The sequence below is a fragment of the Kitasatospora sp. NPDC043950 genome, from assembly GCF_056435345.1.
Map to the genome: position 1 here is coordinate 153,944 of NZ_JBWKER010000001.1, position 22,708 is coordinate 176,651.

The window sequence follows — 22,708 nt, forward strand, 5'->3', positions numbered from 1 at the left end:
CACCGAGCCGGAGGACTGGCGTGAGCAGCAGTGTCGTCGCAGGACTGTGCCGATTGAGGTTCCACGCGCCGGAGGTGGTCTTCGAGCTGGCCGTCCCGGCCGACGTACCGCTCGGCGACCTGCTTCCCGCCATCCTCGGCCACGCGGGCCCGGACCTCGCCGAGACCGGGCTGGAGCACGGCGGCTGGGTGCTGCAACGGCTCGGCGAGGATCCGCTCGACGAGGAGCAGAGCACCGAGGCGCTGAAGCTGCACGACGGCGACGCGGTCCACCTGCGCCCGCGCCACCAGGCCCTGCCGCCGGTCCACTTCGACGACCTGGTCGACGGCGTGGCCTCCGGCATGAACGAGCGCGGCGACACCTGGCGCCCCGCCCTCACCCGCCGCCTCGCTCTCGCCGTCACCCTCACGGCCCTCGCCGCCGCCTGGGTGCTGCTCGCCCTGCCCGGCCCCGCCGGCCCGCGCCAGGCCGCCGCGGCGGCCGTCGCGGCCCTGCTGCTGCTCGGCGCCGCCAGCGCCTCCCGGGCCATGGCCGACGCCGGCGCGGGCGCCGCGCTCGGCGCCGCCGCCGTCCCGTACCTGGGCCTCGCCGCCCTGCTGCTGCCCAGCGGCCCGGGCGGGGACGACCTGCTCGGCGCCCGGGTGCTGGCGGCCGCCTCCGCCGGGGCCGGCGCGGCGGTGCTGGCCCTGGCGGCGGTGGGCGGGGCCGCCCCGCTCTTCCTCGGGGTGGTGCTGGTCGCGGTGCTCGGGGTGCTGGCGGGGGTGCTGGTGCTGGCGGGGCTGACGCTCGGCAAGCTGGTCGCCGTGGTCGCGGTGGTGGCCGTCCTGATCGGCGCCTTCGTGCCGTCGTTCGCCTTCCGGCTCTCCGGTCTGCGGCTGCCGATGCTCCCGCGCAACGCCGAGGAACTGCAGGAGAACATCGAGCCCGTCCCGGCCGCCGCCGTACTGCCGCGCGCCCTGATCGCCGATGACTACCTGATGGCCCTCTACACGGCGATCGGCGCCGTCTGCGCGGCCTGCCTGACCGTCCTCGCCTTCACCGACGGCTGGGCCGGCCCGGCCGAGGCCGCGGCACTCAGCCTGCTGCTCCTGCTGCACGGCCGGGCCGTCGGCAGCATCCGCCAGCGGCTGAGCATCCTGCTGCCCGGGGTCTACGGCGGCCTGGTGCTGGTCTCCCGGGCGGCGCACACGGCCTCGCCCGCCGAGCGGCTCGGCCTGCTGGGCGGCCTGCTGGCGGTGGCCGTCGCCCTGCTGGTCGTCGCCTGGACGGTCCCCGGCCGGCGCCTGCTCCCCTACTGGGGCCGGATCGCCGACATCCTGCACACCCTCAGCGCCCTCTCCCTGCTTCCGCTCGCCCTCCAGGCCTGCGGCGTCTACCACACCCTGCGGGGCCTCGGCGGCTGAGCCGCCAAGGCCCCCGGGGCGGGCCCCGGCCGGATCATCCGGCCGGGGCCTCGCCGTCTTCGTCCGACGGGGCCTTGTACTGCTCACGGCAGATCTGGTAGATCCTCTTCAGCTGGTCCTCGGTCAATTTCCGGACCATTTCCTTGACTTCCGGGGTCCAGAAACCCTTCCGCATTTGTTTGATGGTCTTCTCGTCCACCCCGGGGTTGGCCTGCCTCGTCAAGTACTCGGCGAGAGCCTCCTCCAGCCCCTCCCTGATCGCCTTGAAAGCGGCGTTGCTGACCTTCTTGTCGATGGTTCCGGTGTAGTCCTCCGCCAGGACCTTCCAGTGGTTGTCGGCTATCCAGGTGACTCCGAGCGCCTTGAGTCCGTTGGCGCCGAACTCCGGCACGGCAGTCGCGCAGACCTTGGCGGCCGCCGACTCGATCTCGTGCGCCATGTCCTCCGCCAGAGCCAGCTGCCCCTCCACCTGCTCCCACGCGTCAGGAGCGAGGCGCTCCTTGAATTCGTTGAATTCACGCAGGTAGGGCAGGGTCTGCTTCGCCAGTTCGAAGCCGGTCATCTCCTCGACGGCCTTCATCTGATCCAGGCCCACGCGCACGGGATCCGCCAGGTGCGGGTGGGACTCGTGCCCGACTTCCATGGGCCTCTCGTGACGGCCCAGATAGAATTCGATCGCACTTCGAATCACCTTCGGATCGCCCCCCAGGAACTTTCCGGGGAACGCGCCTTCGAGCATCCGGTCATTCGCCCTCGCCTCGGTGATGAATGCCCGGCCGTAGTTCCGCCCCATGGCTTCCTCGAACTTCAGTCCGCGCGTCCATCCCTTGGACTGCTTGAGGTTCGGCAGCCCGTCGCCCTCGTTGCGGTGCGGGCTGATGTCGATCGAGACGATCTTGATTCCGGCGAAGGAGAGCTCGTCCATCACGCCGCTGCGCATGCCGACCGCTCCGACCACCTCGTACGTGTCGGAGAGGTACTTGAGGAGCGCGAGCTCCTTGCGGCGGTTCCCGACCGACGGCCAGTTCCAGTACTCCCGCAGGGCCGGCCCCTCCCAGACGGCGGGCTCCTCGCCCATCGGAACGATCGTGTGACCGTCCCCGAGCGCCGCCTTGGCCTGCTCGATGATCTGCACCACGCCCTCCGTACCGGTGTCGAGGGCCGGTGCGTTGGCGCCGGCCCGGCCGCTGTGACCGCTGCCCCGGTACACCACGAGCACGTACTTCTTCCCCTCCTCGAAGCCCCCGAAGTCCGGATTCGCCAGGTCCCGCCGGAAGGCCTCGCCCTCTTCCGGGGTGTAGTGCCCGTAGCCACGGGCGAACTCCGTCACCCGGGCGTCCTGGAACGTCACCTCGCCCGTCGGATCCTGATAGTTCGCGGTGCGCTTCTCGACCATGCCCACGGCCCGTGTCAGCTCCTGCACCTGCACCTGCACCTGCACCTGCTCCTTGGTCTCCGCGTTCCTCGTCGCGGACGGCACGGCACTGTTGACCAGTTTCAGATGGTCGGCGACGAGCGGCCGCTTGAGGTAGGCGGCGAGATCCTCCGACGCGTCGGTCTCGTTGCGACCGAACTTGCTCGGCAGTTGCGTCTCGGTCGTGTACACCACCGTGCGCCCCGACCGGATCAGGTCGTCATGCAGATTGATGATCTGTTCGACCTGGCCCTTGGTGGCTTCGGTGACGTTCCAGATCACCAGGCCGCGGTCCGGATAGGCGACCAGGGCGGCGCGCATGTGGTACATGTCGCCGGAGTTCTCCGCCCTGATGGTGTAAGTCGTCTTCGGAAGCAGCTTCAGACCGTCCGCCGATACGTGGTCACCGGACGCCGTCACCCACAGGTGGGTGTCGGGCGTGATCGACGGGGGAACGACCGCGCTGGCGGACTGTTCCACGTTCTCCTGTGCTTCCTTGAGCTCCCAGCGCAGGCCGCCTCCCTCCTCCTCGGTGTTCCCGCGGACGGTCCACACCTCGGCGAAGCCGCCCGGTCGGGTGACGGCCACCGTGGCCACGGTGGCGGAATCACGCAGCCGCAGCTCCAGCGCGGTGCGGGCCGCTTCTCCGGTGCCGTAGTCGTACGCCAGCCGTTCCAGCCTCCTCGACCCGGGTGCGCCGCCGCCGTCCGTCGGGCCGTACACCTCCCCCTCGATCCGGTTCCGCTTCGGCGGTTGGAGCAGTTCCAAGGCGCGGGTGCGCTGAACCGACCACTCGGCCGGGGGCCTCGGCGCGGCCGGGGTCTCCGCCACCGGCAGGGGCACCGTCACGTGGAAGGTCATCAGGACCGAGTAGACGGAATCGCCGTCGCTGCTCGAAGATCCGGCGGCGGTCTGGTCCTCATCGCCCGCATGCCCGGCGACGACCTGATCCTCATCGCCCAGATGTCCGACGCCGACCTGGCCCACGTCGCCCAGGACGACCGGCACCGGCTGGTCCGGGTCGATGGGGTCGTGCTCGGTGGCCTGGGGGACGGGCTCCTCGTCCGGGCGCAGGAGTTCCTGGCCATGTGCGGTGGACTGGACGGTGCCGTGCTCGGTGACCGCCAGGTGGTACCAGTCGCCGGCCCCCTCGACCCTCGGGAGGCCGTTCCCCGTGTAGCCGACGCGCGCGGCGACGACCATGCGGGGCTGGTCCCCGCCGGTGAGGTGGACCAGGCCCCCGGCGGCGAAGGCCTCGGGGCGGCCGAGGCGCTCCAGCGCCGGGCTGAGGGGCAGGTTGTTGGCCTCGGCGAAGGCCCGGCGGGCCGCGAGCGCCTCGTGGAGGGCGAGCAGGGTCCTGTCGGCGTAGGAGGCCTGGCGCTCGGCGCTTCCCTCGGGGCCGGGAGGGCGGTAACCGGAGTTGCAGGAGAGGAAGCGCAGCGGCTCGCCTTGCCACTGGCCGCCTTCGGCCAGCCGCAGCAGCGCGCCCGCCATCTCCTCCGGGCTCAGCTCCCTGCCGAGCCAGGTCGGCGCCCCGTCGTGCTGGAGGGTGTGGTAGGCGAGGGTGAAGTACCGGGGATCCGCCGGGAGGTGGCTCAGCGCCTCCAGGACAGCCTGCGCGGCGGGGGTGCCCCGCTCGTTCAGGTCGGCGAGGTAGTGCACCCCGTTGGCGGGGCCGGGCAGGGGCGTGGCGAGCGTCTCGGCGACGGCGTCGGCGGTGGAGCCGCGGCTGATCGTCTGCCCCTCGGGGTGCAGGACCGAGTACAGCACCCGGTGGTTGCTCACCGACTGGACGACGGTCGTCTCGCTGATCGGGATCTCCATCTCGATCGGGACGAGGCCCTGCACGGTCTCGGTCCGGTCGCCGTCCCGGAAGGTCAGCTGGACCTCGGCCTGGCCGACGTAGCGGGCGGCCGGGGTGGGGATCTTGGCGTTGGCCACGGTCTTCCCGGAGGAGCCCGCGGACGGCCCCTCACGCCACCGGTGGCCGCCCCCACCGACGACGCCGGTGGTGAACTCGGCGGCGCCCTTGGCGCCGAACTTGGCGCCGAGCTGGCCCTGGACGTTCCACCGCCGCCAGTCGAGACGGGTGTGCCGCCCGCCGCTGGTGGAGTCGTTGGCCGGGCTGAAGGCGGCCACCCGGTTGTCGCTGTGGTACTCCAACTGGACGATCGAGATGGTGGCGCTGATGCCGGCGTCGTCGACGAACAGGCGCTTGCCGGCCGACGGGGTCTCGATGGTCCGGCCGTCCTGCACCACCGCGTCGCGGCGCGGGGCGTTCGGGTGCTCCTCCGACGGCGGCAGGATCTCCCGGCCCCGGGCGACCGACCCGAACAGGGCGGACAACTGCGCGTGGCTGTGGGTGTTCCGGGCGACGGACTCCAGCCAGGACCACGTCCCCTCGCGGAAGAAGCGCTCACCGAACACGGTCAGCAGGTCCCGCACGCCGGAGGTGTCGTCGAGCCAGCGCACGACGCCGGTCTCGTGCACCCCGTGGGTGAACACCGATTCCGGCGGCCGCCGGACGACCTGCGTCGCGGACGGCACGGCCGGGGGGATCGGGGGCAACTGCCGGTCGGGATCGTCCGGGCGCGGCGGCCGGACGGGCTCGCCCCGGCCGGACTCCAGCAGCACGTCGGCGTGGATCCGCGTCTCGACGACCGTCCGCCGGTACAGGCCGACGCGGGCGAGGCGGTCCCCGGTCCTGACCAGCTCCCGGTTGAGGGCCTGGAACTTGGACGGGGCGGCGCTGCCGCCGGCGTCCTGCCGCTCCCTGTCCTGCCGTCGGAACATCTGCTCCCGTGCCTCGCGGCTGGGGCGGATCTTGTGCGGGGAGGCCAGGCTCACCGCCGGCTTGCGCTCGAACTCGACCTTCAGCACCACGTCCGCGCGGTAGGACCGGCCGTCCGTCACCTTGCTCTTGACGGCCGTCCCGCTGGCGGTGCTGGCACTGCCGTGCTCCAGCCGGTCGACGCCCCACGCCCCGGTGACGCTGCCGCCGCCGACGAACGCCGCCCCCGTGGCCAGCACGTCGGTGGTGGCCAGCAGGCTGCCGGTGATCGCGGTGCCCTGGCCGCCGCCGGTGTTGGTCCCGCCGTCGGCGCTGGTGAGCGAGGTCTGGGCGCCGTGGCCGATGTTGAACTCGACCACCGGTGCCGGACCGGTCGGGGTCAGTTCCCGTACCTCGGCGGTGATCCACGCCCGGCTGCGGCCGTGCTTCACCACGATGGGGTGGCCGGCCATCACCGACTTGAGGTCGGTGTGCAGCCGGTCGAAGTCCAGCTCGGCGAGCAGCTTCCGCTGCATGCCGGGCCAGTCCTTGCCCAGGAAGCCCGCGGCCCTGCGGCCCAGATCCTGGACGACCTCGTGGACCGTCCCCTCCCGGCCCAGCCCCCGGTAGACGGCGGTGACGACGTCGGAGGAGCCGAGCCGGTGGCTCGGCAGTTGCCGCACGGGCGCGGCCGGATCAATGGTGCGGTGCGGCGCGGCCACCACGGCCGACACCGGAACGGTCAGGTCGTCAAGCCTCGCCGACCGCTTCGACGGCTCGAACGAGACGGTGAACTCGGCGGTGGAGTCGGACAGTCGGGCCAACTCCGTGGCCTTGGCCCGGCTGTTGGTGCCGCCGGTGCGGTCGATCGAGAGCCCCTTGACGAAGTCCCGGGTGTGCGAGGCCTCCCCGGCGAGGTCGACGTGCGGGACGGAACCCCCGAGCTTGAGCCGGAACCGGAACCGGGTGCGCAGGTCGGAGGTGGTGCCGGTGGTGGTGCGCTGCTGGCTGCCGACCTCGAACTCGAAGCCGGTGACCAGCGTCTCCCTCGGCCGGGGGTTGATCAGCTCGGCCGCCACCACGACCGTTCCCTTCCACCCGTCGAGGTCGACCGGGATCCGGATCCGCTCGCCCCGGCTCAGCCGGGACAGCGCGGCCTTGAGGCCGTACGGGTCGACCGCCCTGGCGAGCCGCGCCAGGACGCGCTCGGGCACCGGGTGGCCGGACTGCCGTTCGAGCGTCTCCCTGATCTGCCTCAGCACGGCGGTGTCGCCCCTGCCGAGGCTCAGCACCACGTCGGACTGGCCGAGCCGGGTGACCGTCCGCTGCGTGGCCACCTGCTCCGCGACCTCCTGGTGCGGGGCCGAGGGAGCCGTGAAGCCGTTCCGGTCGTGCTCGCCGACCTGGCGCAGCGCCGTGTGCACCTGCTCCAGGCTCAGTTCGGCGGAGAGCGGGACCGACCCGCGATGCTCCCCGTTGACCGTCACGTCCAGGGTGATCTCCGTCCGGAACAGCTCCTGCGCACTGCCGTACTTGCCGTTCGCGTAGCTCTTGCTGGACTCCCCGCCGCGCCACCCGTCGCGGACCCGCGACTCCACGGAGGCCGTGACGTTGCCCTGCATGGTGTCCTTGAAGGGCTTGCCCGCGGCGTCCAGCACCTCCCGGGTGTGCACCGGACCCTTGCCGCCGCCCTGGCCCTGCACGGTCTTCGTGTCGGAGCGCAGGTGACGCGACGAGTCGAAGGTGCTGCTCTCGCGGATCGGGTTGAGCTCGGCGTTGCTCTGGGGCCGCACGTGGTCGATCCGGGTGACCCGGGCCGTGACGGAGACGTGCATCTTCTCCAACGGGCCGAGGGTGACCTCGGGACCGCGCAGTTCGGATCCGCGCGACATCCCGACCAGGTGGGCGCTGACGGCGGCGTGCGAGTAGGCCTGCAGGATGTCCTCGCGCACCGCCGACCAGCCCTGCTCGCCGCCGAACACCTCCCGGCCGATCCGGTCGAGTTCGGCGTGCAGCGGGGCGACGCTGCGCAGGTCCCGGACGGTGGCGGTGTCGGGCAGCCCCTGCCAGAACTCGTCCCGGGGGGCCAGGACTTCGTCTCCCACCGCGTGGGCGTGCTCGGGGGGTGTGAGCTGCTGGGCGGCGGTGAACACGGGCGGCTGCGTGCCGGGCACGACCTCCTCGACCGGGGTGACGAGGGTCGCCTCGGCCTGGTCGATCACCACCCGGAAGCCCAGATCGACGTGGGCGTCCTGGTCGGCGGGCTGGGCCAGCCTGCTCCGCCAGCCGAAGGTGACGGTCAGGTCGGCCGCCCCCTCGAAGAGCACCGCCGGGTTCTTGACCTTGGTGCCGAGCCCCAGGTCGTCACCGGAGCCGTGGAGCTCGACGTCGTCCCGGCCGGCCCGGCCGCCCAGCCCGCCCCCGGCACCGCCGTTCTTGGCGATCCAGTTGCCGACCGAGGACGGCAGCGTCTGCCAGTCCTTGCTGCCGGTCTTCTGCTCGACGTGCGAACGGGTCGTCGCGGTGGCGATGTTGAACTCGGTGCTCGGCAGGGTGTGGACCTGCTGCATCCGGGAGACGGTCCCGCCGCCGATGGTGATCACCGCGGCGGGCCCGGTCAGGCTGTCGTCGACGATGGTCAGCTTCTGGCCGGACATCACCCCCTTCAGCTCCTGGTGCAGGGTGCCGAGGTCGAGTTCCTCCAGCAGCCTGCGCTTGAGGGCGGGCCAGCGCCCTTCGAAGTACTGCTCGGCCTGGCCCTCGAAGCCCGCCACGAACGTGGCCAGGGCCGCCGCGCCGTGCCCGGCCGGCGCGACGGGCTGGTTCACCGGGGCGAGCTCGATGTCGCCCGCGGCGTTCGGCACGGGCGCCGGCGGGCGGGCGGTCGTCCAGACGTCGGTCACGATGTGCGAGCCGGCCAGCCGCAGGTTCTCGGCGGTCTCCCGCGGCACCGTGTAGTGGGCCTGGGGCACCTGCGGCGCGTTCGCGGTCTCCCGCACCGGCACGGCGACCCGCCCGGTGAAACCGAGGTCGATCGGCTGCGGCACCTTCCACGGCCCCGGTGCGCCCTGGAGGCGGGCGTCCAGGAACTCCACCCGCACGTTGAACGGCGTGTCGAACAGCGCCGCCGGCTCGACGGTCTTACCCCGGGCCAGTGTCCTGCTGGCCTCGGCGGTGGCACTGCCGTGCAGCCAGCCGTGCTGATAGCCGAGCGTCTCGGTGAGATCCCCCGAGCTGCCGAACTTCGCCTTGAACTGCACACCGAGGTTGGCCTGCGTCAACCCGTCGGAGGTGACGCCGATCATGCTCTGCTGCTCCGAGCCGTACTCGAACTCGAAGCCGGACACCGTCTCGACGTACGTGCCGTCCCCCGCGCCACCCGTGATCCGGACCGTGCCGGACCACTGGCCCGCCTGGAAGTCCACCTCCCGGACATCGCCCCGGGACAGCGCGGACACCGTCGGCCGCAGCACCTCGCCGCCGAACAGGCTGTTCGCCAGCGTCCGCGCGGCATCCCGGTCCCCGTGCAGCGCCTCGGCGAACCGGTCGGTGAGCTGGTTCAGAATCCGCACGTCGTCGTGGTTCAGAGCGACCAGGACGTCGTACGCGGCCAACCCGCGCTCGCCGACACGGGACGGCGGTAGCGGGGCGGGCGGCGGCGGAGGCTGCACCTCTTGCTGCTGTTGTTGCTCCAGCTGCTGTTGCTGTTGCTGTTGATCCTGCTGCTGCTGCGAGCTCTGCGTGACCTCATGGGAGTTCGCCACCGTCAGCGACTCTTCGGTGATCCCCTCAGTGATCCCCTCAGTGATCCCCTCAGTGATCCCCTCAGTGGTCTCCTCGGTGGTCTCCTCGGTGTGCGAGGAGGTCTGCTGGAGCGCAGCCCCCTCATCGTCCGTGGTCAGCGGCAGGCCGCTCTCTTCGGCGACCACCGATTCCTGCGTGGTGGACTCGTCGTGGGAGACGGTGTGGTCGACGGCCTGCTCTACCGACTCGGTCTCGGAGACGACGTGGGAGGTGTCCTGCGACACGACCGCCGTCTCCTCGGGCACGACGATGTGCTGTTCCTCGCCCCTTCCGTCCATGAACTCCCGGAAGCCCTGGAACATCTCCTCTACGCGCTGCTCCTCGGCCCTCCCGTCCATGAACTCCCGGAGACCCTCGAACATCTCCTCTACGCGCTGCTCCTCGGCCCTCCCGTCCATGAACTCCCGGAGACCCTCGAACATCTCCTCCTCGGCCCGGGCCCGGCTGACCTGATTCGAGGGCCGCGCCTGGACGGACTGCGGGTCGGTGCCGTAAAGGTGCTCCAACAACGGCAGCAGCTCCGGCTCGTTCTCACGGACCCAGTCGACACCGTTATTGCGAGGCTTCCCGGTCTGCGGATCGTTCCCGTGATTCGTCCCGAGATACGTGTTGCTCAGCTGAGCGAAGAACTCATGCACATCCGCCGACGAATAGTTGCCGACCAACTCACCCGCAGCATTGCGCCGCGATCCATCGGGCCAGACCGTCACGGACTCCTCACCGAACAGATCAGCCAGACCGTCCGCGAGACGCTTCCCCCGGTACGCCTCCTCGACCAGCGCCCTCTGCTCACGACTCAGCCCGAACTCCATGATCGCGTGCGCAAGTTCATGAGTCGCCGAGGAATACCCCTCCGGCTGCGTAGTGTGCGGCCCCACCGACGTCCGCTCACCGAGCAGGTTCTCCTCGGGGATCGCCACCACAAGCTCGTCGTTCGCCCCCCGCAACTGGTCAACACTGCGCCCGTTGCCCGCCTCACCGCCGGCCACCAGCCCGCGAAGCTTCTCGAAACCCGCAACACCGGTCAACGGCACATCACGCGGCACCACCACCACGCGCACACCAGCCGCCACCAGCCTGGCCGCGACCTCCTTGTCCTGCAACATCCGCGCGACCTGCAACTCAGCCTCACGCCGCGAAGCAACCGGCTGATGCACACGGGGGTCCACGTCGATCACCAACCGCGCCGCCGCCTGCGCAAAGTCCTCCGCCGACAACTCCGACCGCAGACTCGCCACAAAAGCGGTATCGGCCGCGAGCTCCCGCCGGGCCTCCGGACCGAGGTGCTCCAACGCCTGCACCCGCTCATGCAACGGCCCCGGCACCGGCATGCCACCACCGTGCTCCACCGCCAGCGGATTCACCACGACGGAGCCCTCCGACACCCCCGAAGGTGCCGGCCGAAGCCTCTTCTCCGCCGAATCCTCCGGCTCCGAGTCACTGTTGTGCTCAAGCGGCCGCTTCGGAGCCCCATCGCCCTCCTGGGTGCTGGCGGCAGCCGGTGCCTCTTCCGGAGCGGGGACAGGGCTCAGCGGGGAGTAGTGACTGTCGGAGAGGAACAGGGACACATCCCTGTTGCCCTCGGGGGCACCGGGTACCGGCGCCAAGGAGTGCCAGTTGACCCCGTCGAAGATGTGCAGCCGCACCCCCAGGGCCGAGGCGACGATCGACGGGATCAGGTCCCCGTTGGACCCGGCCCACCACCCCCTCGTCTTGACCATCCAGCCGAGATCATCGGGCTTCGCCCCGTGCGTCTGCGCGAACGCGGTGACCAGCTCCATGTTGTGGCCGATCCACCTGGAGACGCGGTTGCGCAGCATCGCCGCGTTCTGAGGGCTGACGGCCGTGCCCATAACGTGGTTGACGGAGTGGTAGAGACAGTCCCCGTCGCGGGGCACCTCGTGGATCTGGTAGCCCATCTCGTACAGGTACGCGCCGTCGTGGAGGCTGCGGTGGTACGACTGCAGTTCGGGCAACAGGGGCAGCCCCTCCTCGGCCATCCTCCGGTACACCTGCCACGGGGGGTTGTCGGCGTACCGCGGCCCGTCGGCGAAGACCTCGTCGAACTTGCCCAGGTAATCCTCCACCGCCCGTCCGCCGCCCGAGGCCGTCACGACCTCCTGGCGCAGCTTGCCGTACCGGTTCCGCAGGTGCTGGACGCGGTTGGCGGCGAACTGCCCGGCGTCGAGCGGCCGGTCACCCGAAAGCCCCAGCTGCTCCCGGATCTTGGCCACAGCGTCGTACCCGAAGCCGCGTTCCTGGCCGTAGACGTCGACGGGCTTGCGCCACCGGAGGATGTCGCCCCTCAGGTGGAAACCGTGGTTGGGCTTGGCCTGCGGCTGGTTGCCCTTGCCGCCCCCACCCGACTGCTTCTTCTCCTTGCCCTTACCGCCCGCCCCCGACTGCTTGGAGGCGCCGTGCTTCTCGTCGTACGGGATGGTGTACCGGCCGGACGCGGTGGGCGGGGTCGGGATCACCACCCGCTCGTAGCCCGGCGCCTTGCCTCCGAATCCAGTCTCCCCCACGTCGTTTGCGTGCCACTTCTCCATCCGCTCCCGTCCGCTGGAGCCCTTCTCCTCCAGGTACGCGACCTTGTGGCCGAGCAGTGCGGCGGCTTCCAGGTTGCCGGAACGGGCCCCGAGGTGGTTCATGTCGTACTGGCGATTCAGGAAGTCGTACAGCCTCAACTGGCCGGTCCTGAGGTTCTCCGTCCAGACGGACGGGTCCGATCCACCGTCCTTCCAGAAGCCGGTGACGTGGTGGATGGTGTCGATCCCGAGCTCCTCGCGCATCTCCGCGACCAGCTCGTTCCACTTGTTCTGCCGAGAAGGATGGGGGTCACCGGTGATGAGCACCATGCCCTGCTCACGGGCGACCTCCCGCAGAATCTGCCGCACGCCTTGGAAACTGGTGTCGTGCTCCATCCGGCCGCCAAGGTCGGCCCACTGCGTGGCCTTGCCGGTGAAACGGGACCAGAGCACCAAGACCTTCGAACCCCGGGCAGGCAGCGTGATCCCACGGCCCGTCAGCCAGTCGGCGATCCGCTGATCGTGCGCAGGAGTCATCCTCCAGGCGTCGCGGACGGTCTGGCGCAGTTCGTCCGAGAACACCTTGGCGACCTTGTCAGTACCGAACGTGACGCTCTTGACCGCCGCCTCCTGGTCCTGCTCGGAAAGCACCTCCCAGTCCTCGGCCACGATGCGGCGGGCCTCCGCGTCCATCACCTCGTAGAGGCGGCCCGTCTCCATGGTCGGCACCTCCACGGTGTGGATGCGATCCCCGTCGATCCCGATGGAGCGGTAGAAGGCCTCGATCTCCAGGGACTTGTCCTTGGGGTTGACGGCGCGACCCTCCGCCGTGCGCGGCCCCCGCGCGATCAGGACGTGCAGGTTCGAATCGTTCAGCAGCGCCACCGAGATACCGAACTGGTCACCGGAGGAGTAACCCGGCTGCTTGACCAACCGCCGGTGCTCCGGCGGCAGGTTGTCCTCGTGGATGTTCGCCCTCGGAGCGACGTCCAACGGGCCGCCCTCGTGCGAACCGGTCCCGTGCGGGGCCGAAACCGGGTCCACCCAGACGTGCTCACGGTCATGCGGCGACGCCAACTCCCGCGCCTCATCCCAGGTCCGACCATGCGTGGGAGCCGGGTCGAGGTGCCCCACCACGGACGAGATCAGCTGCAAGTGCCGCTCCCGCAGACCCCCCTGCCCCAGACCACCCGGCGCCGGGGCCCGGTGATCACCCAGCAGGCTGCCCTCGACCGCCGGACGGTGCGGCAGACCCGCAGTCCGGTACTCGTCCCGCAGGCCGATCTGGTGGCCCAACTCGTGCGCGTAGTCGATCGGATCGGCGTCCAACCACCAGGACTTCTGGTCCATCTCCCGGCCCCGCGAGACCAGGTCCACCGTCAGGTGTGCCCGCTCACCCAGCCTGGCGGGCAGCACCGTCACGTGCATCCGGTCGCCATTGGCCAACCGGTAACCGGGCGCGTTGAGATACTCCTCCACACCCTGAACGACCTTGTCCCACACCAGAGCGGTGTTGTGCCCCCGACCACCCTCGACGAAGTCGATCCGCACCGTCAGATCAGTCACCGGACCCTCGTGATCGAACCGACGCGCCTCGAACGAGGAATGCACGACGAAACGGGGCGTCCGATCCAGCACCATCCGCGGCGCCGGCACAGGCGACTCCACGGACTCGTGGACGACCACCGATTCCTGCGGGGTGGACTCCTCGTGGGAGACGGTGTGCCGCTCCTCTCCGGTCGCTTCCATGAACTCACGGAAGCCCTCGTACATCTCCTCCTCGGCCCGGGCCCGGCTGACCTGGTTCGAAGGCCGCTCCTGGACGGACTGCGGGTCGGTGCCGTAAAGGTGCTCCAGCAGCGGCAGCAGTTCGGGCTCGTTCTCACGGACCCAGTCGACACCGTTGTTGCGAGGCTTCCCGGTCTGCGGATCGTTCCCGTGGTTCGTCCCGAGATACGTGTTGCTCAGCTGAGCGAAGAACTCGTGGACATCGGCCGAGGAGTAGTTGCCGACCAGCTCACCCGCAGCGTTGCGCCGCGATCCATCGGGCCAGACCGTCACGGACTCGTCACCGAACAGATCGGCCAGACCGTCGGCGAGACGCTTGCCCCGGTACGCCTCCTCGACCAGCGCCCTCTGCTCACGACTCAGCCCGAACTCCATGATCGCGTGCGCGAGTTCATGAGTCGCCGAGGAATACCCCTCCGGCTGCGTAGTGTGCGGCCCCACCGACGTCCGCTCACCGAGCAGGTTCTCCTCGGGGATCGCCACCACAAGCTCGTCGTTCGCCCCCCGCAACTGGTCAACACTGCGCCCGTTGCCCGCCTCACCGCCGGCCACCAGCCCGCGAAGCTTCTCGAAGCCCGCCACCCCGGTCAACGGCACGTCACGCGGCACCACCACCACGCGCACACCAGCCGCCACCAGCCTGGCCGCGACCTCCTTGTCCTGCAACATCCGCGCGACCTGCAACTCGGCCTCACGCCGCGAAGCAACCGGCTGATGCACACGGGGGTCCACGTCGATCACCAACCGCGCCGCCGCCTGCGCGAAGTCCTCCGCCGACAACTCCGACCGCAGACTCGCCACGAACACCGTGTCCGCCGCGAGCTCCCGCCGGGCCTCCGGACCGAGGTGCTCCAACGCCTGCACCCGCTCATGCAACGGCCCCGGAACCGGCATACCACCACCGTGCTCCACCGCCAGCGGATTCACCATGACGGAACCCTCCGACACCCCCGAAGGCGCCGGCCGAAGCCTCTTCTCCGCCGAATCCTCCGGCTCCGAGTCACTGTTGTGGTCGAGTTGCCGCTTCTGCCCACCCTCGTCCACCGGAACGGTGACGGGGGCCGGCTCGGAAACCAGCAAGGAGTAGTGGCTCTCGGAGAGGAACAGGCGGACCTCTCCATTGGTCGCGGGGGCACCGGCTATCGGCACCACGGGGTGCCAGTTGACCCCGTCGAAGATGTTCAACCGCACCCCCAATACCGAGGCGACGATCGACGGGATCAGGTCCCCGTTGGACCCCGCCCACCACCCCTGGGACTGGGCCATCCAGCGAAGGTCCCCGAAGGTCGACCCGTGCTCGGTCGCGAATGCGGTGACCAGCTCCCGGTTCTGGTTGATCCATTCGGTGACGTGGGCGCGCATCTGCAACGCGTCAGCGAACCAGTACAGCTGCTGGTTGACGGAGTTGTAGAGACAGTCCCCGTCACGGGGCACGTCTTGGATCCGGTAGCCCTCGGCGGCCACGAGCGCATTGTTATGGGACGCGCGGTGGTACGACCAAAGTCCGGGCAGCTTGGGCAACCCGTTGGTGACCATCCATTGGTACATCTGCTCGGGGGAGGCGTTGGCGAACTCCGGCTTGTCCTTGAAGAAGTAGTCGAGCTCGCCGATGTAGCCCTCCACCCACGGTTCGCTGCCCGAAGACCTCAGGAACTCCTGGCGCAGCTTCTCGTACCGGTTCCGCAGGTGCTGGACGCGGTTGGCGGCGAACTGCCCGGCGTCGAGCGGCCGGTCACCCGGAAGCCCCAGCTCCGCGCGGATCTTGCGCAGCGCCTCGTAGTCGAAGCCGCGTTCCCCGGCGTAGACCTCCACGGGCTTGCGCCACAGGGCGGTCTCGCCCCGCGGCTGGTGACCGCGGTCGACCGTGCCCGACGGCTGAATCTCGTTCTTTCCCGCCGGCGCGTTGCCCATGCCCCGCTCACCCGCCGGCAGGAAGGAGCCGTGTTTCGCGTCGAACTGGGTGGTGTACTTGCCGGACGCGGTGGGCGGGAAGTCGATCGTCACGCGCTCGTAGCCTGGCGCCTTGCCTCCGAGTGCGGCCCTGCCGGTGCTGTAGTCCAGGTGCCACCGCTCCATCCGCGCCCGTCCGCTGGAGCCCACCTCCTCCAGGTACGTGACGTCGTGGCCGAGCAGCGCGGCGGCTTCCAGGTTGCCGGAGCGGGCCCCGAGGTGGTTCATGTCGTACCGGCGGTTCAGGAAGTCGTACAGCCTCAGCTGCCCGGTCCTGAGGTTCTCCGTCCAGACGGAGGGGTCCGATCCGCCGTCCCTCCAGAAGCCGGTGATGTGGTGGATGGTGTCGATCCCGAGCTCCTCGCGCATCTCCGCGACCAGTTCGTCCCACTTGGTGTTCCGGGAGGGGTGGGGGTCACCGGTGATGATCACCATGCCGTGTTCGCGGGCGAACTCTCGCAGGATCTGCCGCGCCCCCTGGAAACTCGTGTCGTGCTCCATCCGGCTGCTCAAGTCGTCCCACCGGGTTGCCTTGCCGGTGAAACGGGACCACAGCACCAGAACCTTCGAGCCCTCGGCGGGCAGCGTGATCCCACGACTCGTCAGCCAGTCGGCGATCTGCTGGTCGCGCACGGAGGTCATCCTCCAGGCTTCGCGGACCCTCTCCCGCAGTTCGTCCGAGAAATCCTTGGAGACCTTCAAGGAGGCGAACGTGACGTCCCTGACCATCGCCTCGTAGTCCGTCTTCGAGACGGCGCCCCAGCCTTCCGCCATCTGCCCGGCCCTGCCGTCCAGCACCTCGAAGAGTCTGCCCTTGTTCATGCTCGGCACGTCCACCATGTGGATGCGGTCCGCGGGGATCCCGATGGAGCGGTAGAAGGCCTCGATCTCCCGGGACTTGTCCTTGGGGTCGACGGCGCGACCGTCCGCCGTCTGCGGCCCGCGCGCGATCATGACGTGCAGGTTCGCGTCGTTGAGCAGAGCGACCGAGATGCCGAACTGGTCACCGGACGCGTAGCCGGGCTGCTTGATGACCCGCCGACTGCCCGGCGGCAGGTGGTCGTCACCGAGCACCCTCGGTGCGACGTCGAGCGGGCCGCCCTCGTGCGAGCCGGTCCCGTGCGGGGCCGAGACCGGGTCCACCCAGACGTGCTCACGGTCATGCGGCGACGCCAACTCCCGCGCCTCATCCCAGGTCCGACCGTGCGACCCTCCGCCGGTCGGCACATCGAGGTGCCCCACGACCGACGAGATCAGCTGAAGATGCCGCTCCCGCAGACCACCCTGCCGCAAACCATCCGCCGCCGGAGCCCGATGGTCACCCAGCAGGCTGCCCTCGACCGCCGGACGGTGCGGAAGATCCACCGTCCGGTACTCGTCCCGCAGGCCGATCTGGTGGCCCAACTCGTGCGCGTAGTCGATCGGATCCGCGTCCAGCCACCAGGACTTCTGGTCCATCTCCCGGCCCCGCGAGACCAGGTCCACCGTCAGATGCGCCTGCTCACCCAGCCTGGCAGGCAACACCGTCACATGCATCCGGTCGCCATTGGCCAACCGGTAACCGGGCGCGTTGAGATACTCCTCCACACCCTGAACGACCTTGTCCCACACCAGAGCGGTGTTGTGCCCCCGACCACCCTCGACGAAGTCGATCCGCACCGTCAGATCAGTGACCGGACCCTCGTGATCGAACCGACGCGCCTCGAACGAGGAATGAACCACGAAACGCGGCGTCCGATCCAACACCATCCGCGGCGCCGACACCGGCGACTCCACGGACTCATGCACGACCACCGTCTCGTCGGAGGTGTGGACGACCGCCTCGCCGTCGGGCCGGGGCCGCAGCGTGAGGTCGGACGGGGCCTCGGTGTGCGACGGTGCGGGCTGCTCCTCGGGCCGGGTGGTGGCGCCGGTCAGCGCCGTCTCGATGGACTCGGGGAGGTCGTCCTGCCGAGGGCGTTCGTGCGAATCCGTCTCGTGCGAATCCGTCTCGCGCAAATCCGTGTGGTGGCCCGCCCCCTCCGGGGTGTCGGTCCGGGGGGTGGTCCGGACCAGCGCGAGCTGCTCCTCGGCGGCCGCGGCCTCCTCCTCCCGGCGGCGGGCGAAGGCGTCCTCGTGGCCGCGTTCGTGGGCGCGCCAGCCGGCCGCGTCCAGGTGGGCGAGCTTCCACAGTTCGCGGTACCGCTCGAAGAACTCGTCGCCGTACTCGCGCTTGAGGAAGGCGATCACGTCGTCGGTGAGGACGTGCGGCGCCGCCCGGTCCTCGAACCCCGCCGCGGCGTCGCGCAGGGCGGGCGCGGCCTCGGCCTCGAAGGCGGCGTGCTCGGCCAGCTCCTCGGTGAGTTCCCGGTGCCGTCCCTCCCACTCCTCCTGCCGGACCTTCAGGTCCTCGGGCTTGCCGAACACCTCGTCGAAGGCCGAGGCGATCCGGTCGCTGTGCCCCTCCTTCAGGCGGCCGATGCCGTGCCCGGTGAGGCCGCCGTGCTCCTGGGCGGCCTTCTCGGCGGCCTCCTCGGCGGCGCGGCGGGCCGCGAGGCGGGCGGCCTGGTGGGTGAGCCGGTCGTGGACGGCGCCGGTGCCGGTGAGCTCGTCGAGCTCCCGCCCGAACGCCTCGGTGTCCTCGGTGTTCCGGTTGAGGTGGTCGGCGACCAGCCGGTCGGCGGCCTTGGCCAGTTCGCGGGTGACGGTGCCACGGGCCTGCTGGACGTCGTGCTCGGTGACACCGAAGGCGGCGGCCCGGTCCTTGCGTTCGGCGCCGGCGTCCGTGTTCCAGGATTCGGTCGCCTTCTCCGCCTCCGTGGCGGCGCGCCGGATCGCCGCCTCGCGGACCGCCTGGACGGCGAACTCGTGCGGCAGGCCCTGGGCGCGGCCGGCCAGCGCCAGGCCGAAGAGGTCCGCGGCCTGGGTGCGCTCGCGGCGCGGTCCGGCGGCCGTGTCGACGGGGCCGGCGACCTCCTCGAAGTCGGTGCCGAGGCGGTCCCGCAGCTGTTCCCTGATCAGGGTCACGCTGTCGGGTGACAGCTCGGGGCGCTCCGTCACCCCGGCGGCGGCGAGCAGCTCCCGGTCGGCCGGGGAGAGGCGGTCGTACCAGTCGGCGGTGGCCCGCTCGACCAGGTGCTCCGCCTGGGCGAGCGCGGTCTCGTGGTCGGCGCGGAAGTCGAGCTCGCCGCGCAGGTGCTCGGTGAGCCGGTTCAGGGCGTGCTGGGCCTGCGCGTTGCCCGCGCCGGTGAGGTCCTCCGGGCGGGCGTAGATCCGGGCCACCTCGGCCTCGGCCCGGGCGCTGAAGCCGCCCCGCGCCTCGCTGCGGATCAGGTCCCGGGTCACCGCCGGGAGGTCGGCGTGCGAAACCGTGACGGGGCCGTCGCCGAGGGTGCGCGGCGGGGCGCTCCACTCGGTCACCGTCCGGTCGAAGCGCTCCATCGCCACCCGGACGGCCGCCTCGCGGACCGCGGCGAGGTGGGTGAGGCCGTCGAGGCCGTCGAGGATCTGCTCGCGGTCCTGCGGCCGGGCCGTCAGCTCCTGGTACATCAGGTCCTTGGCGCGCTTCCACACCGCCGTGGGCAGGCCCGGCGGCGCGTCGTCGGGGAAGCGGACGGGCCCCTCGGTGAAGGACTCGCGGAGCAGTTCCTCGGCCTGCGCGTCATGGACGTGGCCGCTGCCGTCCGGGTCCTGGCGCAGCTTGTCGGCCGCCTCGGCGAGCTTGGCGTCGTAGGCGTCCTGGAGGTCCCGCTGGGCCTGGCGCCACTGCTCCTCGCGCCGGCCGTCCTCGTCGGCGCGGACGTGTTCGGGCGCGTCGGTGTAGTGGTAGGCCGGTGGCGGTTCCTGTCCTGGGGCCGGCTGTCCGTGCTCCTGCGCGGATTTCGCCGCGTCGCCGAAGACCGCGGCCTCCGCCATGTCCGTGTGCTTGGGCCCCGACGTGTAGTGCTCGGGCAGCGGCGAGGGGTACGAGCGCACCAGCGGCTCGCCGGCCTCGACGCGCGCCCGGCCTTCCTCGGACGCGGGGTTGACGTACTCGTACCAGTTCCCGCCGCCCTCGACGACCGGCTTGCCGTCCCGGCCGAAGCCGACCTTCGCGGCGACCACGACGTGGCCCGTACCGGGGCCCTCCTTCATCGCGGTCGGGGAGTCGAACCCCGGCACCACCCAGACCGGACCGTCGGCCGCCACCGCCTTGACGTCGGCGAGCTTCGGGTCCGCCCAGACGTGCTCCATCACCTCCTGGACGTACCGGGAGTTGAGCGGCCCGTTCAGGTCGCAGGCGACGAACTCGATCGTGCGCCGGTCCCCGCCGAGGTGCCCGGTCTGGGCGAGCCCGCGCACGACGGAGGCCAGCTTCTCCACCGACAGCTCGCGGCCGTTGTGCATCGGCATCCCGTGCTCGTTGGTGTGGATCACCAGGGCGAAGCGGGACGGGTCGAGGGGCAGGCGCTCCAGGGCCTTCAACGTCTCCTGGGACGGCCTGTCACCGAGCACCCAGCCGGGCTGCCGCTCCGGGCCGGCGGACGGCAGGTGGTGGCCGTGCTCCTTCGGGGCGTTGGACTCGTCGACCTCCAGGTACTGCAGTTCCTCGTTGCGGGCGTGGGTGTTCTGGTTCTCGTGGGTGTTCTGGCTCCCCCGGGGGTTCTGCTGCTCGGGGGTCTTCGGGTTCTCGTGGGAGTTCTGGCTCCCCCGGGGGTTCTGCTGCTCGGGGGTCTTCGGGTTCTCCCGGGTGTTCTCGTTGTCGCGGGTGTTCTCGTTCCCCCGGGTGTTCTCGTTGTCGCGGGTGTTCTCGTTCCCCCGGGGGTTCTGCTGCTCCCGGGGGTTCGGCTGCTCGTGCCCGCCGGTCACCGGGACGTGGGCGGGGGCGGGGGCGGGGACGTTGGATTCGGACGTCGTGGCGGGCGCGGGCACCGTCTCGTGCGCCGGGGGTTGCTGCGTCGACTTCTGCCCCTGCTCGTGCGAGCCGCCGCCGGACGTCGGTACCTTGGCCGGCGGCTCGGGCTTGTTCGACGTCTCCTCGGGGGCCTTGGCCTCCGTCTTGGTCGGAGCGTCCTTGGTCTGCCGCTCCCCCGTCGTGGACGGCTGCGACTTGGAGCCGTCGGAACTGGTGGGCAAGTCCTTCGGCTGGGTGGCGTGCTCGAAGTTCCCCTCCGCCGCCAGCCGCGCCTCGCGGGCCTTGGGCCCCTCCGGCCGGGGGATCAGCAGCGAGGTCGGGTGCCCCATCAGCGTGGACGCGATGGCCAGCAGGGTCCGCGGATGCCCCAGGCCGTAGTACGTGGCGTCGCTGGTGTTCCTGGACTCCTCGTCCCACGCGCGGATCTTGTCCTGGAAGCGGAGCCGGGCCGGGCCGGTGAGGGTGTGCCCGGCGTGGCCGATCGCGCCCATGGCGACGCCGGCGAAGAAGGTCTCGGCGGTGACCGAGAACGAGCCGTCGCCGAAGATCGAGTTGTAGGTGCCCTCGGTCAGGATGTTCTGGACGCCGCCCTTGAGGTAGCCGCCGATGCCCTCGCCGAACTTGTAGAGCATCTGCAGTCCGGTCTGCGGCCGCAGACCGTCCATCAGGTGGAGCGTCCGGTCCGCGAGGTCCTTGACGGCCTGGTGCTCGCCGCCCTTGCCGGCGTCCTTGACCGCCGCGTCCAGGAGCTTGCGGACGGTCCCGAGGTCCACGGCGTAGCGGGCGCCGCTGCCGGCGATCGTCTCGGCGACCTTCCGCCCGGCCTCGTTCGCCAGGTCCTTGGAGATGCCCAGGCTCCCGAGCTGCTCCTCGAAGGACTTGCCCATCTCCTGGGTGAACTTCTCGACGTTGGACAGCTTCTTCTCGGCGGCCTTGACCGCGTCCTCCGCCGCGTCCTTGCCTGCGGTCTTGGCCGCACCCTCCACGGCGTCCTTGGCCGTGGTCTTGGCCGCACCCTCCGCCGCGCCCTTGGCCGCGTCCTTGCCTGCGGTCTTGGCCGCACCCTCCGCCGCGTCCTTGGCCGCACCCTTGGCCGTCGTCTTCGTCGCACCCTCCACGGCGTCCTTCGCCGTGGTCTTGGCCGCGCCCTCCGCCGCACCCTTGGCCGTGGTCTTCGTCGCACCCTCGACCGCGTCCTTGGCCGTGGTCTTGGCCGCACCCTCCGCCGCGCCCTTGAGGCCGTCCTTCACCCCGGTCTTGCCGAGGCCCGCCAGCCCGCCCTCGCCGGTCTTCTTGAGGGTGTTGAGCCCCGCGTTCTCCAGCGAGCGGCCCGCGCCCTTGGCGAGGTCTGCCGCGGTCTTCAGCTCGGCGCCGGCCAGGTTCTTGAGGTTGTTCTGCAGCTCCTTGCCGATGCCGCCGCCGAACATCTTCCCGAAGAGCTTGCCGAAGCCGAAGGTGAACAGTTCCAGCGGGCCGGTGAGCAGGCCGTTGATCGCGCCGAACTCGATCGCCTGGAGGAAGGTGTCCTTCTCCCAGTGGTCCTTGTGGCCCTGGCCGATCTGGATGCCCTGGATGATCCCGTCCATGATCATGGAGGTGGTGATGTTCAGGAACTCGTGCAGGGCGATCTGCTTGAACAGCCAGATGAAGACCTGCTTGACCAGCTCCCTGGTCGCCACCTCGGCGGCGAAGATGGTGGCCAGCGAAGCCCCGAAGGTGAGCGGGATGTTGGCGATGGCCCAGGCGATCTGCGCGGCCAGCTGGACCAGCTGGGCGATGATCATCCACTTGGCGTACTCGACCTGGTTGGCGGTCTTGTGGGCGTAGTCGCCGAGTTCCTTCGCCGAATCCCCGGAGGCCGTCACGTAGTCGGTGCCGCCGTCGGCGCCGATCAGCTGCCCCATCTGCTGGACGAACCGGTCGGCCGCCTCGCCCTCGAACTCCTCCTTGACGTAGTTCACCAACTCCAGCAGGTAGGAGCGGAGTTCGGGGACCTTCTTGTAGATCTCCAGGTAGTCGTCACCGGCCGTGCGCAGCCGGTCCTCGTTGGCCTCGGGCCACTTCATGCCGGTCACGAACCCGAACAGCTTGGCCAGGGCCGGGGGAAGCATGATCGACACGGGGGCGTACTCCTGGCGTTCGTCGAGGGTTGGGCGAAGCGGGCCGGACCGAGAACCT

At 70.5% G+C, this 22,708-nt stretch carries 2 protein-coding genes; one reads left to right on the plus strand and one right to left on the minus strand.

All coding sequences use genetic code 11. The features are described 5' to 3' along the window. The first annotated feature begins 20 nt into the window (after nt 1-20). Complete coding sequence (gene eccD / locus AC07BF_RS00625) at nt 21-1,403, plus strand: type VII secretion integral membrane protein EccD (protein WP_400805984.1); 1,383 nt, start codon at nt 21-23, stop codon at nt 1,401-1,403. Between the two features lie 34 nt (nt 1,404-1,437). On the opposite strand, the gene AC07BF_RS00630 is transcribed toward eccD, so the two are convergent. Then, nucleotides 1,438-22,641, minus strand: coding sequence for a WXG100-like domain-containing protein (locus tag AC07BF_RS00630; RefSeq protein WP_478332725.1), 21,204 nt, complete (start codon nt 22,639-22,641; stop codon nt 1,438-1,440). Between the last annotated feature and the right edge of the window lie 67 nt (nt 22,642-22,708).